The following is a 13974-nucleotide window of genomic DNA, read 5'->3' as shown; positions in this document are numbered from 1 at the left end:
ACGACCTTCCGCTGAACCCGGCGGGGCCGATGCGCTGCGCAACCGACTCACGGTGTTGGTTTGGCTCGCTTCGCTCGCATGTCGCGCGCGCTTTTGACGCGTTGCCTTCCTCCGCTCCGCTCGCTGGCGCTCGCTGCGCTCCGTCCAGGCAACGCGGCGCGCGCGACGAGACTCAGCTGAATGACCTTCGCATGCGCACGACACTCGGCTGAGCCTGGCGGGGCCGCCGCGCTGAGCCTCCGGGGCTCACACCAGGTCGGTGCGCCCCTGCTCCTTCAGCGCGGCCACCACGTTCTTGACCTCCTGCGCCCGGGCCCGGGTGGTGACGAGCAGCGCGTCGGGGGTGTCGACGACGACGACGTCGTCGAGGCCGATGACGGCGACGGTCCGCCCGGAGCCGGGGACGACGATGCCGCTGGCGCCGATCAGCTGGGTGAGGGCGGGGTCGCCGAGGATGCTGCAGGCGTCGTCGTCGCCGAGCAGGCTGGCGAGGGAGTCGAAGTCGCCGATGTCGTCCCAGGCGAAGGTGCCGGGGATGGTGACCACCTTGCCGGCGGCGGCCGCGGGCTCGGCGACGGCGTGGTCGATGGCGATCTTGGGGAGCGTGTCCCAGAGCTCGCCGAGGCGGTGCGGCTCGGCGGCGATGGCGCGCAGGGTGGCGGTGAAGGTCTCGTCCTGCTCGGCCAGCAGGTCGAGCAGCACCGTCGGCCGGACGACGAACATGCCGGCGTTCCACCGGTACTGACCGGTCGCGAGGTACTCCTCGGCCACCGACACCGACGGCTTCTCCACGAACTCCAGGACCCGGCGTGCCGAGGGGTGTCCGGGGAGCGGCTCCCCCTGGCGGATGTAGCCGAACGCGGCGGAGGGGAAGGTCGGCTGGATGCCGATGGTGACCAGCCAGCCGTCGCGGGCGGCGGCGACGGCTTCGGCGACCGAGGCGCCGAAGCGCTCGGGCTCGGGGATCACGTGGTCGGCGGCGAAGGAGCCCATCACCTCGGCGCCGCGTCGCTCGAGGACGGCGGCGGCGAGACCGATGGCGGCCATCGAGTCGCGCGCGGACGGCTCGGCGACGACGGCGTCGTCGGGCAGCACGGGGAGCTGGTCGCGGATGGCCCCGCGGTGCACCTCTCCCGTGACGACCAGGACCCGGTCACCCACCAGCGGAGCGAGCCGGTCGTGGGTCTGCTCGAGCAGGGTGCGGCCGGCGCCGGTGAGGTCGTGGAGGAACTTGGGCGCGCGGGTGCGCGACAGCGGCCAGAGCCGGGTGCCGGCGCCGCCGGCGGGGACCACGGCCCAGAAGCCGGGGATCTCGTCGAGAGCCATGGCCGCACCCTACGGGCCGGCTCCGGCACGGGCACACCGAGGGCGGCTCGCCCGGGTGCGACACCCTAGGCTCGGCCCGTGACGACGCCGACCACCTTCCCCGCCGTTCTGGCGGCCCGCCTGCGCACCGACCCGGGCCGGCCGCTGGTGACCTTCTACGACGACGCGACGGGTGAGCGGGTCGAGCTGTCGGTGACGACCTGGGCGAACTGGGTCGCGAAGGCGAGCTCGCTGCTCGTCGACGAGCTGGGGCTGGAGCGCGGTGACCGGATCGCCGTCGACCTGCCGCCGCACTGGCTCGGCACGGTGTTCCTGGGCGCGGCCTGGAACTGCGGGCTGGCGGTCGTCGGCGCCGACGATGCTGACCTGGCGGCCGTCGTCTGCGGACCCGACACCCTGGCCGGCTGGGCCGACCGGGCTAGCGAACTGGCGGTGCTGGCGTGCGCGCTGCTGCCGCTCGGCGTGCGTTTCGCCGAGCCGGTGCCCGCGGGCGTGACCGACGTCGGCATCGACATCTGGTCCCAGCCGGACGCCTTCCAGGCCTGGGACCCGCCGCAGCCCGACGACCTCGCCCTGGACGTCGCGGGACGGACCCTGAGCCAGGCCGAGCTGTGGAGCGAGGCGGCCGCCACCGGTCTGGTCGGCGACGGCCGCCTGCTCGCGGTCGCCGACCCCGTGACGGAGCCGGCGATCCTCTGCGAACCGCTCCTCGCGGGCGGTTCGCTCGTCCTGGTCGCCCGGGCCGAGCCGGAGCGGCTCGAGGCGACGTACGTCGCCGAGCACGCCACGGCCCGCTTCCCCGCCTGAACGACCAGGACGGATCGGTTCGCAGGGGCTAGCCCGCGAGGTCGAACTTCTTGCGCTTCTTCAGGAAGATCGGTGCACCGAGCTTCTTGGCCTTGGCCTTCTCGAGGGCGTACACCGAGCCGGTGGCCTTGCTGCGGACCACGACGACCTTGCCGCCGCTGGCCATCGGGCCGAGACCGACGATCCAGTCGTAGCCGCTGAGCCCGGTCTTCATCGCCTTCGCCGGCGCCCAGCCGCCCGGCAGGATGCCGGTGTAGAGCGAGAGCGAGGTGCCCGCCCGGACCAGTGCGTCCGGGGTGCCGTCCTTGTTCCAGCGCCCCATCGGCACCAGCCGCGTGCCCGGCACCTGGCCCGCTGCGGCGACCGGCGCGAGGAAGCCACTGACTCCGTTGCCCGGGTAGACCTGCATCTGCCCGCCCTTCGGCTGGCCCATCAGGTCGGGCCGGTCGTCGCCGGTCACGTCACCGACGGCGGCGAGCATCTTGACGCCCGCGAAGCTGCCCGGCAGGACCTGCTCCGGCTGGAACATCCCGCCGCCCGCGCCGCGGAACAGCACCGCCGCCTTGTCGCTCTTGCGGATCGCGATGAGGTCGTTGATCCCGTCGCCGTCCCAGTCGCCGACGCGCAGGACCTGCTTGGCCCAGGGCGCCCAGACGTTCGTCTTCACCGCCGGGCCGAGGGTCCACCGGCCACCGACCTTGTCGAGGTCGTGCAGCATCAGCCGGCCGGTCGACGCCTTGCGTACGACGATGTCCGGGTTGGCCGAGCCGACGTAGTTGCCGTTCAGCTGGCCGAGCGAGGCGCCCTGCTGGATCTGGGCGGCGAGCGCCCGGATCGTCGGCAGCTGCGCGTAGAGGTACTTGCCGGGGCAGGCCGTCTTGCCGGCGTCACGGTGCCCGCTGATCGCGGCGAAGGTGCCCTTGCCGACCTTCTGGCTCGGCGAGGAGGCGTCGACGCCGGAGAGGGACAGCTTCCAGGCGAACAGGGCACCGTACGCGTTGATCATCTCGGGCGTCGGCTGCGCGGTCTCGTAGTTGCCGATCGCGGACATCGCGAAGGAGTAGTCGTTGTAGCCCAGGGTGTGGGCGCCGACGACGGGCTTGTCGACGCCGCCGGCCCGGCCCTCCCAGATCCGGCCGAACCGGTCGACGAGGAAGTTGTAGCCGATGTCGCTCCAGCCACGCGTCTTGACGTGGTACTTCCAGATGCCGCGGAGGATCGCCGGGACGTCCTCGGGCCGGTAGTCGTTGGCGTTCACGGTGTGGTGCACGAAGCCGGCGCTGATCGAGCCGTACTTGGGCTTGTAGCTCGGGTCCTCCGGGGCGCCCCACTGGGCCCGCGAGTAGATCTGCGGCTGCGGGGCACCGGTCGTGGCGGCCCGCATCGCGATCGCGCCGTCGGTACCGGTGCTCGCGCTCGGGTCGCCCGAGGTGGCCGGGTTCGAGCCCGAGGAGATCGCGGGGCCCTCCTCGGCGGTGGCGGTCGGCGTACCGGGGTCGATGACGGCGACCTGGAGGTCGGCCGGCGCCGCGTCGGTCGTCTCGACCTTGACCTGGACCTGGTCGACGTTCCCGACGAGGACCGCCTCGGTGCCGGGGCGCGAGCGCTGCCCCTCGGCGCTGTCGGGGTCGGGACCGTGCTCGTCGTGGTACTCGGCCGTGGTCCACTCGCTCCAGCTGTCGCCGGTGCGGGTGCGGATGTCGACGGTGATGCCGTCCTCCGCGAGCTCGGTGCCGTGCGCCCAGGTGACGCCGACGGTGCCGAAGCCCTCGACCGGCAGCGCCTCGCTGGTGACCTTGTCACCGCCGTCCGCCAGCGGCTTCACGCTGCCGCGCAGCGCGACGCGACCGTTGACGCCCTGCGGCGACGGCGTGAGCGCGTACGACGTGACGGTCGGGTCGACCGTGCCGGTCGGCACCGTGACGGGCGTCGTCGCGGCCTGCAGGCTGACGGCACTCGGCGCCGGCGAGCCGCCGGGCTCGGCGGGGCGGACCTCCATGGTCACGGTGCGGGCCGCGGGCGTGAGGACGGCGACGACGACGGCGAGGGCCAGCGCCTGCTGGCACAGCGTCACGAACCGGCTCCGCCGGGTGTGCTCGGGGATCTCCGTGGGGTACGGCGACATGGTTCTGCTCCAGACGTGTGTGCGGGGAAGGTGTCACACGAGTAGCAACTTTCACATGCGTCACACGCGTCTGTGAAGGGATCGTGAGTAACTACAATCGTGTAATTTCCACTCGACACGCCGATGGCATGCAAATTTGTAGTTCGGCCCGCGGCAGGGGTATCTGAGCGCGCAGACGCCGAACGCCCGCGGCCACCTGGGGGTGGCCACGAGCGTTCGGAGGGACGGCTGCGGAACGTGCGACGCGCTCGCGCACCTCCCCTCCCTGTCGGTCGTCGCGGGAAGCCACGTCGACGGAGCGCAGCGAGCGAGGAACGAGCGACCGGAGCGCAGGAGGCGAGCCTTTCCGCGAGCCGACCGGCCGGCCGCCAGACCAACCGATCGACGACGAGAGCCAACCGCGTGCGAGGCAGCGCGGCGCGAGGAACGAGCGACGCGCTCGCGCCCCCTCCCCTCCCTGTCGGTCGTCGCGGGAAGCCACGCCGACGGAGCGCAGCGAGCGAGGAACGAGCGACCGGAGCGCAGGAGGCGAGCCTTTCCGCGAGCCGACCGGCCGGCCGCCAGACCAACCGATCGACTACGAGAGCCAACCGCGTGCGAGGCAGCGCGGCGCGAGGAACGAGCGACGCGCTCGCGCCATCCAGCTCAGATGTCGTTGGCGAGCTCGTCGTCGATGTCGTCGCCCTCGTCGTAGTGGAGGTAGCGCACGGCCTCCTCGGGGTCGCCGTCGAAGCCGAGGCGCCCCTTCTCCAGCACCAGGACGCGGTTGCACATCTTGATGACCGACTCCGGCGAGTGGCTGACGTAGAAGAGGGTGCGGTCACCGCTGTTGCGGATCTGGCGCATCTTCTTCATGCACTTGACCCGGAACGGCTTGTCGCCGACGGCGAGGACCTCGTCGGCGAGGAAGATGTCGGAGTCGACGTGGATCGCGATCGCGAAGCCCAGGCGGGCCTTCTGGCCGGAGGAGTAGTGTCCGACCGGTCCGTCGAGGGTGGCGCCGAGGTCGGCGAACTCGACGATGTCGTCGAACTTGCGGGCGATCTCCTGCCCGGTCATGCCGAGGATGGCGGCGTTGAGGTAGAGGTTCTCGCGGCCGGTGAGCTGGTTGTGGAAGCCGGCGCCGGTGGCGATCAGGCCGGCGATGCGGCCGCGGGTCAGGATCGAGCCCTCGTCGGGCCGCATGACGCCGTTGATCATCTTGAGCAGGGTGCTCTTGCCGGAGCCGTTGAGGCCCATGATCCCGACGGACTCCCCCATCTCGACGCTGAACGACACGTCGTCGACGGCCCGGAACGTCTCGGTGGTCTGGCGGCCCTTGGCCTTCGCGACCGCGACCTCCTTGAAGGTGCGGTGGTAGCGAAGCGTGAAGTACTTGGTGGCGTTCTCCACCACGATGGACTTGGCCATGTCAGAGGCGCTCCGGGATCTTGTTCTCGAGCCTGCTGAAGACGAACTGGGCGAGGCACAGGATCAGTGCCGCGACGAGCACGATCACCGCACCGTTGAGCAGCAGGTGCTCGGGCATCGCGGCGACCGCCACGTGCTTCTGGTCGTCGACCGTGCCGACCCAGAACGCCCGCTGGAAGAGCAGGACGGCGTCGGCGAGCGGGTTGTAGAGGTAGTACTGGGCGAACCGGCCGAACCGGTCGTCGACCATGGCGTAGGAGTACATCATCGGCACGCCCCAGCGCACGAAGTTGTTGAAGACGCTGACGATGTTGCCGAAGTCGCTGAAGAACACATTGGCCGCGCTGAAGAACAGCGCGCCGGCCAGCCCGAGCAGTCCGCAGATCAGCAGACCGAGCACGAGCGCGACCAGGTCGACCGCCTCGGGGGTCCAGCCCGACATCAGCGACGCGGCGATCAGGATCACGATCTGCGGGAGCACGTGGTAGAGCGAGACCAGCATGGTCGCGACCGGGAACATCTCGCGCGGCATCGCCATCTTCACCACGAGGGCCCGGTTGCGCACGATCGAGCGGGTGCCGGCGCCGAAGGTCTCGGTGAAGAAGTGCACGACCGTGAGCCCGGCGAACAGGTGGATCGCGAAGTTCGGGATGTCGGCGTGCAGGTTGAAGATGAAGCCGACGACGAAGTAGTAGATGAGGAACTGCGTCAGCGGGTTGATGTAGGACCACAGCAGGCCCAGGAAGGAGCCCTGGTAGCGGGCGCTGATCTCGCGCCGCACCAGCAGCTGCAGCAGGTAGCGCCGCCGCAGCACGCCGATCAGGCCGTTGTCGGCCGACGGCGGCCGAAGCGGCGGAAGTCCGCTCTCGTCGGTGCTCACGTCGCTCATCGCTCCCCCTCGGTCCACGGCGCGAAGGTCTTCTCCCAGGTCTCCGGCGACGTGATGTCGCCGAGCGCCGCGCGGTACTGCGCGGCGATCTCGTCCCAGTCGCGCCGGAACCGGTTGTGGAGCTGGACGGTACGCCGGACCAGCGCCTTGTAGCGCTCGCGGTCGCGCTGGTAGAGCGCCGCGGAGGTGCCGTCGTTCATGGAGACGATCGCGGAGTCGAAGCCCGCGATCCGATACCACTTGGCGTCCATCGCCCGGATCTCGACCTCGGGGAACTCCCTGGACAGCTCGCGCGGCTGCTTCAGCTGGCGGATCGGCGCGAGGCCCGCGGTGACCAGCTTGGACAGCCGGCCGGGGACGTCGCTGAGGTCCTTGCCCTTGCGGGGCGGCTTCTCGCGTCGTACGGGCGGGAAGTCGTCGGGGTCGGCGTGCAGCTGGGCGTCGGTGAACTGCTTGCGGAAGGCGTTCACCTCGCCGAGGCGGGTGCCGAGCATCCCGTGCAGTCCCTGCGGGCCGGCGAGCACGTCCTCGAGCGCCTGGATCCGCAGCTCGACGGTGGAGTACTGCATCGAGACCAGGTGGGCCAGGTCGAAGGCGAAGCTCTCCTGGAGCAGCCGGCCGCCACGCGGGTAGCCGGAGTGCAGCAGGGCCGCCACGAACCGGTTGCGCTGGTGGAAGTAGGCCTGCCAGTCGAGGGCGTCGTTCTTGTCGGTCCACGGGACGTGCCAGACCGCGGCGCCCGGGAAGGTGACGGTGGGTACGCCGGCCGCCTTGGCCCGCAGGCCGTACTCGGAGTCGTCCCACTTGATGAACAGCGGCAGCGAGAGGCCGATGTCCTCGAGCACCTGGCGCGGGATCATGCACATGAACCAGCCGTTGAAGTCGACGTCCTGGCGCTTGTGGAGCCAGCGCGCCGAGCGCAGGTTGCGGGCGCCGAAGTCCCAGTCCTGGAAGCCGTCGCGCGGCGACATCCACCAGAACCGGTAGGGCTGGACGATCTCGCCGAAGCTGTGCAGCCGGCTCTTGGCGTACAGGCTGAACATGTGGCCGCCGACGATGGTCGGGCGCTTGGCGAGGTCGCCGAAGGTGACCGCGCGGATGATGCCCTCGGGCTCGCAGACGACGTCGTCGTCCATCATCATCGCGTAGGTCGCGGTGCCCTTGCGGACCGACTCGAGCTGCCCGCGGGCGTAGCCGCCCGAGCCGCCGAGGTTGCCCTGCTGGAGCACCTTGAGCCGACCCTCGAGACCGGCCTCGGCGCCCGGGAAGAACTCGCTGTCGCGGACCAGCTGGGTGCCCTGCTCCATCACGAAGACGGTGTCGAGGTAGGGCAGCAGCTCGGGGGCGCTGAGCTGGGCGAGCAGCTTGGCGCAGAAGTCGGGCCGGTTCATCGTGGTGATCGCCAGGTCGACGGTGCCGTGGTCGGCCCGGTCGGCGGGCACGCTGGCGGTCCATTCGGCGGACTCGACGGTCACGTCGCCGTGGCCGGCCACGACGTCGTACCAGTACCAGCCGCCGTCGATGAACGGCCCGAGCGGCAGCTCGAAGGTCAGCGTGGTCGGTCCCTCGGCCTCGGTGACCCCGCTGTCGACCTTCTGCTGGCGACCGTTGGCCATCGACTTGGTGACGATCACGGTCGCGCCGGAGCCGCGCACCGTGACGGTCAGGGTGACCGCGTCCACGACGGTCCAGCGCCGCCAGTAGCTGGCGGGGAAGGCGTTGAAGTAGGTGCCGAAGGAGACCTTCTCGCCCGACTCCACGAGGACGGCGGTGCGGGAGAGCACCTGGTCGGGCCGCACCCCGCGCCCGGTCGAGGTCTTCTGCCGGATCGAGGCGTTGTTGAGTTCCTTGGCCGCCCGGGAGCCGCCGACGACGTACTTGTCCTCGTCGAGGTTCGGCTCCTCGCAGTCGAGGTAGAGCGGCAGGACGTCGGGATCGGTGTCGAGCGGCAGGATCTGGCGCTGCAGCAGGCGCTGCACCGCTCTCGTGTCGACCGTGCTCACGCGTCCACCCCGCCACTCTTGAGCTCGGCGCCCTCGGCGAAGTGCGGGCGCAGCCGGTTGTCGTACATGGACAGCGCCGAGGCGATGGCCATGTGCATGTCGAGGTACTTGTAGGTGCCGAGGCGGCCGCCGAAGAGCACCATCGGCTCCCGCTCGGCCAGGTCGCGGTACTTCATGAGCTTCTCGCGGTCCTCGGCGGTGTTGACCGGGTAGTAGGGCTCGTCGGTCTCCTCGGCGAACCGGCTGTACTCCCGGACGATGACGGTCTTGCCCTCGGGGTAGTCGCGCTCGGGGTGGAAGTGCTTGAACTCGTGGATCCGGGTGAAGTCGACGTCGGGGTCGGGATAGTTCATCACCGAGCAGCCCTGGAAGTCGTCGACGTCGAGGACCTCGGGCACCAGGTCGACGGTGCGCCAGGACAGGCGACCCTCGCTGTTGCCGAAGTACTCGTCGACCGGACCGGTGTAGACGATCGGGACCTTGCCCTTGTAGCGCTCGGCGACGCCGTCGGCGAGGAAGTCGGTGTCGAGCACCACCTCGATGCCGGGATGGTCGGCCATCCTGGCCAGCCAGGCGGCGTACCCGTCGGTGGGGAGGCCCTCGTACTTGTCGTTGAAGTAGCGGTTGTCGTAGGTGTAGCGCACCGGGAGCCGGCTGATGATGTCGGCCGACAGCTCCTCGGGCGCGGTCTGCCACTGCTTGGCGGTGTAGTGGGCGATGAACGCCTCGTAGAGCGGGCGGCCGATGAGCGAGATGCCCTTCTCGACGAAGTTCTCCGGCTCCTTGTCGCCCAGCTCGCCGGCCTGCTCCTTGATCAGCGCGCGTGCCTGCGCCGGGGTGTACGCCGCGTCGAAGAACTGGTTGATCGTGCCGAGGTTGATCGGCAGCGGGTAGACCTGCTGGTCGTGGGTCGAGTACACCCGGTGCTGGTAGCCGGTGAAGGTCGTGAACCGGTTGACGTACTCCCACACCCGCTCGTTGCTGGTGTGGAAGAGGTGGGCGCCGTACTTGTGCACCTCGATGCCGGTCTCCGGCTCCGGCTCGCTGTAGGCGTTCCCGCCCAGGTGGGAGCGGCGCTCGACGACCAGCACCTTGAGCCCGAGGTCGTTGGCGCAGCGCTCGGCAACGGTCAGACCGAAGAATCCGGAGCCGACGACGACCAGGTCGGGGAGGTCGGGGCTCGACGAGGAGAGAGACACGTTCGGGGAGTTTACGGACCCGTCGCCCCGTTCCCCATTCGGACGCGCGGCCATGCCCTGTTCACCCTCGGGGGGAGGTGACGAATATCCTGTTCTGGTGTATACCCACCAGTCGACCGGACGCGGCGCGCCATCGTTTGCTCTTGCCTGGCTCGCCGGCATCGGTCTGGCGGTCGCGACGGTGGTGTTCTCCAAGCTCGAGGACATCCCGATCGAGGACCCCGACAGCCTGATCCCGGGCTACATCCGGTTCCCCGCGATCGTTCTCGGCGCGATCGCGATCGACGTGGTGCCCCGCACCTTCCTCGCCGCGGGCCGCCCCAGCGGCGGCTGGCCGGGGCGGGTCCGCGCCGCCTTCCGCACGGTGATGCGGGAGCGCTGGCCGCTCTCGCACTGGAAGTTCGCGCTCAACGGCGTCATCGCCTGGTACCTGTGCTACGCCGCCTTCCGCAACGTCAAGAGCATGGCCCCGTTCGTCCACGAGAAGATCTACGACGACCCGCTGGCCCAGATCGACAAGTTCCTGTTCGCGGGCCACGACCCGGCCGCCGTGCTGCACGCCTGGTTCGGCACCGGCCTGGCCGCCCACTTCTTCTCCTCGGTCTACATCGTGTGGATCGCGCTGGTCCCGGTCTCGATCGCGATCGCCCTGGTCTGGACCCGCCAGACCCGCGCCGGTGAGTGGTACGTCACGGCCGTCGCCGTCGACTGGGCCCTGGGCGCGCTGCTCTACGTGCTGGTCCCGACCGTCGGACCGATCTACTCCGACAGCAGCACCTTCGCCGCGCTGCCCGAGACCTACGTCAGCAAGCTCGCCGACTCGATGTGGGACGACCGGGTCAACACCCTGGCCACCCACGGCGAGTCCGGCCTGCAGACCATCGCCGCGTTCGCGTCCCTCCACGTCGGCATCATGATGACGATCTGCCTGGTGGTGCAGGCGGTCAAGCTGGCCCGTTGGGTCCGGATCAGCGCCTGGACCTTCTTCGGCCTGACCGTGCTGGCCACGGTCTACCTCGGCTGGCACTTCTTCGTCGACGTGATCGCCGGCGCCGCGCTGGGCGCGTTCGCGGTGTGGATCGCCGGCATCGCCACCGGCAACCGGGTCGGCCTGCGGGCCCGGCTGGTGCCGGACCCCGACCCGGAGGTCAACGAGCCGGGCGGGCCCGCATCCGCCAGCCATCCCGAAGCGCTCGCGTCACGTTCGCTGCCTCGGCCCGACCACCCCGCAGTGGACTGAGCAGGACCACGACCAGCGCGATCAGGGCCGGCTTGAGCCGCACGAGCGGGTTCTCGCCGTACCGGAAGTGCACGACGAACAGGTTGCGGTACATGTAGTACCCCTTCCAGCCGGCGAGGTCGTGCTGCTGGTCGAAGTCGAGCTGGCGCACCAGCACCGCGTCGCGCACCGCGCGGATCGCGAAGCCGGCGCGGCGCGCCCGGATCGCGAAGTCGACGTCGTCGTAGAAGATGAAGAAGGACGCGTCCGGGAGCCCGATCCGGTCGATGACCTCGCGGCGGACCAGGAAGCCCTCGAAGGCGACGTTCTCGACCTCGACCGTCGCCGGCATCGCCTCCCGGGAGGCGTACGTCGAGTCGACGCTGGCCGTCTTGGGCCGGATCGCGAGCGGGTTGCGCAGGTCGAAGCGCAGCGCGGCCTTCTCCACCAGCGCCCCCGCGCGGTCCTCGCGGACGGCGATCAGGCAGCTGCCGTCGGCCTCGAGCAGCCGGGTCAGGCAGTCGGGGGCCGGGACCACGTCGTCGTCCATCAGCCACATGACGTCGTGGCCGTCGTCGTACGCGCGCTTCAGGCCGAGGTGGAAGCCGCCCGCGCCGCCGAGGTTGTCGGCGCTGCGCACCACGACCAGTCCGGCGAGCGTGCTCTCCCCCAGCACCTGGGCCGTGTGGTCGGTGCTCGCGTTGTCGACGACGTAGACCGCGTCGGGCGCACGGTCGAGGGCGGCGAGGCCCGCCAGCATGCCGCGGAGCAGGTCGGCCCGGTTGTAGGTGACCACGACGACCGCGACCGTCTCGGTCGGCCCGGCGCTCACCGCAGGTACCTCCGGTGGCCGGTGAAGTCGCCCCTGAGCCCGGCGGCGGCCGCCCGCGCGCTGAGCGGGATCCGGGCCGGCTGCGGCTTGGTCAGCAGGTAGAACCACACGGTCTTGAGCCAGAACAGCAGGACGTGGAGCCAGCCGCGGTAGGCGCGCAGGTTGAGCGTGTTGTTGCGGGCCATGCAGTAGTGCTTGAGGTCGCTGGCCGTGTGGTTGTAGGTCGTGCGCCCGAACATCATCGGCGTCCCCAGGTCGTCGGTGGCCGGGTGCAGGAAGTGGGCGTCGACGACGGTCGCGATCCGGGCACCCGCCGCCTGGGCGCGCCACAGGTACTCGACGTCGTCGCCCCAGATGAAGAACTCCTCGCGCGGCAGGCCGATCCGCTCGACCAGGTCGCGGGTGACCAGGACCCCGTTGAACGGGATCACCACGTCGTCGATCAGCCCGTCGCGCGCCGCGGCCTCGACCGCCGCCATCTCGTGCACCACCCGGGTGCCGCCCGGCAGCCGGATCGGGAAGCACAGCCGCGAGGGATCCTGCTCGGCCAGCACCGCCGGCCCGCAGAAGTCAAGGCCGTCGCGCCGCTGGCGCTCGAGCAGCAGGTCGAGGCAGTCGAGCTCCGGCAGCCCGTCGTCGTCCATCAGCCAGACCAGGTCGGCGCCCTCGCGCACCGCCCAGCCCAGGCCGTGGTGGAATCCGCCGGCGCCGCCGCTGTTGGTGGCGAGGGTCTCGTGCCGCACCCGCGGGTCGTCCAGGCCGCCGAGCCACTCCCCCGTCCCGTCGGTCGAGGCGTTGTCGACGACCAGGATCCGCTCCAGGGCGGGGATCTCGAGCAGGCGCGGGACCAGGCGCCGCAGCATCGTCACCCGGTTGAAGGTCACCACGACGGCCTGCACGCGCACGGGGCAGACCCTACTGGCCGGCCCGGCGCGGTCAGGATTCCTCGGTGAGCAGCGCGTCCGGGTCCAGCCGCGGCGGGATCGCGGCGAGCGCGGCCTGCACCAGCGCGGTGCGCGCCTTCACCTCGACCGCGCGCCGCAGCCGGCCCCGGCCACCCTGCGCCAGACCCTCGACCACCTCGGCGACCTGCCGGTCGTCGTACGTTGGACGGGTGCCGGGGGCGACCTCGACGTCGGGCAGCGCGACGAGCACCGGCAGCACCTGGTCGCCGAGGGCGTCGAGCACCTTGAACCGCTGGTAGCGGTCCATCTGGTCCCAGGCGGTGTCGACGTCGACGCCGCGCTTGCGGAACCGGCGGTCCGCGGCCAGCACGACCTTGGCCGCGCCGGCGAGTGCTGCGGTCAGCTCGTGCTCGGTGAAGCGCATGGGCCTACCCAACCTCACGAGGCCGGGCGCTGTCCCGTTACCGTGAGCACCGTGGACACCGCCGCCGTGCTGACCCTGCTCCAGGACGTCGCCGCGGAGGTGATCAACCCCCGGTTCCGCTCGCTCTCCGACGAGCAGGTCACCGAGAAGAACCCCGGTGACCTGGTCACCGTCGCCGACCACGAGTCCGAGGCGCTGATCACCGCCGCCCTGCGCGCGGCCTACCCGGACGCCCTCGTGCTCGGCGAGGAGGCGATGGCCGCCGACCCCGGCCTGCTGGAACGGTTCGCCACGGCCGACCACGCCTTCACCGTCGACCCCGTCGACGGCACCAAGAACTTCGTCAACGGCTCCCCCGACCACGCCGTGATGGTGGCCGAGGTACGCGGTGGCGCGGTGACCCGCGGTTGGATCTGGCAGCCCCAGCACGAGACGTCGTACGTCGCCGAGCTCGGCGCGGGCGCCTGGCGCAACGGCGCCCGGCTGTCCGTCACGGCCGCCGAGGACCGCGTGCCCTTCCGCACCGCCCGGCGCGCCTGGGTCGGCCAGGAGCTCGGCGACCTCGGCACCCTCGAGCTGACCTGGGCCTGCTGCGGCGTCGACTACCCGCACCTCATCGCCGGCGACGCCCGTGCCCTCGTCTACAGCCGCAGCATGCCCTGGGACCACCTCCCCGGCTCGCTGATCCTCACCGAGGCGGGCGGCGTCATCGGCCAGCACGACGGCTCCGCGATGCGGCCGCAGCAGCTCGCCGGCGGGCTGGTCGCCGCCCCCGACCGGGCGACGTACGACGCGGTGGTGGCGGCGCTGCCGCTCTAGGAGCGGCGGAGCCTGC

12 protein-coding genes are annotated in these 13974 nt (G+C 70.9%); 3 read left to right on the top strand and 9 right to left on the bottom strand.

The genetic code is table 11. The features are described from left to right. Positions 1-246: 246 nt before the first annotated feature. Positions 247-1326, bottom strand: coding sequence for a mannose-1-phosphate guanylyltransferase (locus tag JOD66_RS21515; RefSeq protein WP_204838872.1), 1080 nt, complete (start codon positions 1324-1326; stop codon positions 247-249). 78 nt (positions 1327-1404) lie between these two features. Between JOD66_RS21515 and JOD66_RS21510 the strand changes: the two genes are divergently transcribed. Then, a complete protein-coding gene (locus JOD66_RS21510) occupies positions 1405-2133 on the top strand; it encodes a TIGR03089 family protein (protein WP_204838871.1) in 729 nt (242 codons plus the stop codon). A 28-nt stretch (positions 2134-2161) separates the two neighbouring features. Here the strand turns inward: JOD66_RS21510 and JOD66_RS21505 are convergent, their stop codons facing one another. The 5 genes from JOD66_RS21505 to glf all read right to left on the bottom strand — a co-directional run bounded on the left by JOD66_RS21505 (position 2162) and on the right by glf (position 9759). Beyond that, positions 2162-4258 carry an N-acetylmuramoyl-L-alanine amidase gene (locus JOD66_RS21505; protein WP_204838870.1) on the bottom strand — a complete coding sequence of 699 codons (2097 nt, stop codon included), beginning with the start codon at positions 4256-4258 and terminating at the stop codon, positions 2162-2164. Positions 4259-4903: 645 nt separating this feature from the next. Further along, positions 4904-5668: an ABC transporter ATP-binding protein gene (locus JOD66_RS21500; RefSeq protein WP_204838869.1), complete on the bottom strand. Its 765-nt coding sequence runs from the start codon at positions 5666-5668 to the stop codon at positions 4904-4906. A gap of 1 nt (position 5669) precedes the next feature. Next, positions 5670-6557 (bottom strand): ABC transporter permease, encoded by an 888-nt coding sequence (locus tag JOD66_RS21495; RefSeq protein WP_204838868.1) that lies wholly within the window; start codon positions 6555-6557, stop codon positions 5670-5672. Next, positions 6554-8560 (bottom strand): glycosyltransferase, encoded by a 2007-nt coding sequence (locus JOD66_RS21490; protein WP_204838867.1) that lies wholly within the window; start codon positions 8558-8560, stop codon positions 6554-6556. Before JOD66_RS21490 ends, JOD66_RS21495 begins: the two co-directional genes overlap by 4 nt. Further along, positions 8557-9759, bottom strand: a complete 1203-nt coding sequence (glf, locus tag JOD66_RS21485; protein WP_307823644.1) for a UDP-galactopyranose mutase — start codon at positions 9757-9759, stop codon at positions 8557-8559. Before glf ends, JOD66_RS21490 begins: the two co-directional genes overlap by 4 nt. A gap of 97 nt (positions 9760-9856) precedes the next feature. On the opposite strand from glf, the gene JOD66_RS21480 reads away from it, so the two are divergent. Continuing rightward, a complete protein-coding gene (locus JOD66_RS21480) occupies positions 9857-10999 on the top strand; it encodes a phosphatase PAP2 family protein (RefSeq protein ID WP_204838865.1) in 1143 nt (380 codons plus the stop codon). On the opposite strand, the gene JOD66_RS21475 is transcribed toward JOD66_RS21480, so the two are convergent. Genes JOD66_RS21475 through JOD66_RS21465 form a run of 3 tightly spaced genes read right to left on the bottom strand, consistent with a single transcriptional unit; the run spans position 10908 to position 13139 of the window. Next, on the bottom strand, positions 10908-11810 hold the full coding sequence (locus tag JOD66_RS21475; protein WP_204838864.1) for a glycosyltransferase family 2 protein: 903 nt from the start codon (positions 11808-11810) through the stop codon (positions 10908-10910). The two genes, JOD66_RS21480 and JOD66_RS21475, sit on opposite strands and share 92 nt — an antisense overlap. Continuing rightward, the gene (locus JOD66_RS21470; protein ID WP_307823643.1) at positions 11807-12715 is read right to left on the bottom strand and encodes a glycosyltransferase; all 909 of its coding nucleotides are present in this window, start codon (positions 12713-12715) and stop codon (positions 11807-11809) included. Before JOD66_RS21470 ends, JOD66_RS21475 begins: the two co-directional genes overlap by 4 nt. A 31-nt stretch (positions 12716-12746) precedes the next feature. Beyond that, positions 12747-13139, bottom strand: coding sequence for a hypothetical protein (locus JOD66_RS21465; RefSeq protein WP_204838863.1), 393 nt, complete (start codon positions 13137-13139; stop codon positions 12747-12749). A gap of 51 nt (positions 13140-13190) precedes the next feature. Between JOD66_RS21465 and JOD66_RS21460 the strand changes: the two genes are divergently transcribed. Further along, a complete protein-coding gene (locus JOD66_RS21460; RefSeq protein WP_204838861.1) occupies positions 13191-13958 on the top strand; it encodes an inositol monophosphatase family protein in 768 nt (255 codons plus the stop codon). Positions 13959-13974: the final 16 nt, after the last annotated feature.

It is taken from the genome of Nocardioides nitrophenolicus (assembly GCF_016907515.1).
Lineage (GTDB): Bacteria > Actinomycetota > Actinomycetes > Propionibacteriales > Nocardioidaceae > Nocardioides > Nocardioides nitrophenolicus.
This window is presented reverse-complemented; position numbering and strand designations above follow the sequence as displayed.

Coding starts and splice junctions, on each gene's coding strand:
- JOD66_RS21500 (WP_204838869.1), bottom strand. CDS start 5,668: ATGGCCAAGTCCATCGTGGTGGAGAACGCCACCAAGTACTTCACGCTT.
- JOD66_RS21465 (WP_204838863.1), bottom strand. CDS start 13,139: ATGCGCTTCACCGAGCACGAGCTGACCGCAGCACTCGCCGGCGCGGCC.
- JOD66_RS21495 (WP_204838868.1), bottom strand. CDS start 6,557: ATGAGCGACGTGAGCACCGACGAGAGCGGACTTCCGCCGCTTCGGCCG.
- JOD66_RS21505 (WP_204838870.1), bottom strand. CDS start 4,258: ATGTCGCCGTACCCCACGGAGATCCCCGAGCACACCCGGCGGAGCCGG.
- JOD66_RS21515 (WP_204838872.1), bottom strand. CDS start 1,326: ATGGCTCTCGACGAGATCCCCGGCTTCTGGGCCGTGGTCCCCGCCGGC.